At 28.9% G+C, this 719-nt stretch carries 1 protein-coding gene; it reads right to left on the bottom strand.

What is annotated here, in order from left to right; genetic code table 11:
- On the bottom strand, positions 1-393 hold a 393-nt coding region (locus GBI16_RS18270), incomplete at its 3' end, for a cysteine peptidase family C39 domain-containing protein (RefSeq protein ID WP_151707620.1).
- Positions 394-719: the final 326 nt, after the last annotated feature.

The raw sequence follows: 719 nt of genomic DNA, 5'->3' as shown, positions 1-719 counted from the left end.
TGATCTAAGTCTCATCCTCGAAAAATCTATCCTCTTATCATTTTTAATCTTTTTATGAGGATCAAGTACATACCCTTTATTCTCATCTGGGACATAAACAACCCAATGCCAAGAATCAATATTTTCTCTATAGTTTATAGCAACAATACTCACAGACTGAATTGAGGACCAATTGTTAACTTTTCTTCCTCTCTTGGCTTTAAAATTAAAGTAATCCAATAAAGTTATTAGATGTTTTCCTTTCGTATAAAATGTTCTTTTTTCTTCCAAAATTTCATTTTCTAAGGCTACCTTTTTTACCTCAGCATAAGTTTCACCAACAATCATAGCTACACAAGCCAAACCACATCCCGTTGCATCATCTTGAATAACTCTTTTAATTCCTATTTTCATCTATTTATCTTTTAACCTACTTTTAAATAATTAAATATCTCTTCATATACATATATCATTTATTAAGTAATTCAACTATCCTTTTCAAATCAAAGAGTACTATTGTAGTGATAAATAAGAATAGTCCAACTGCCAAAAGCCCCACTATTAGGCTCATCATAAGGATAATAGATATATATTCAGGAAGCATTAGTGAATCCGTAACCCAAAGCACATTTTCCTTAAAAATATAAATAGAAAAAATGAAAAGAGAAATGACTAGTGATAATGTAATAGAAAGCATTAATTTCTCTTTAACGAAATCACAATTATTAAGATCAATTCAA

The sequence above is a fragment of the Acinetobacter sp. TUM15064 genome, from assembly GCF_008980265.1.
Classification (GTDB): domain Bacteria; phylum Pseudomonadota; class Gammaproteobacteria; order Pseudomonadales; family Moraxellaceae; genus Acinetobacter.
This window is presented reverse-complemented; position numbering and strand designations above follow the sequence as displayed.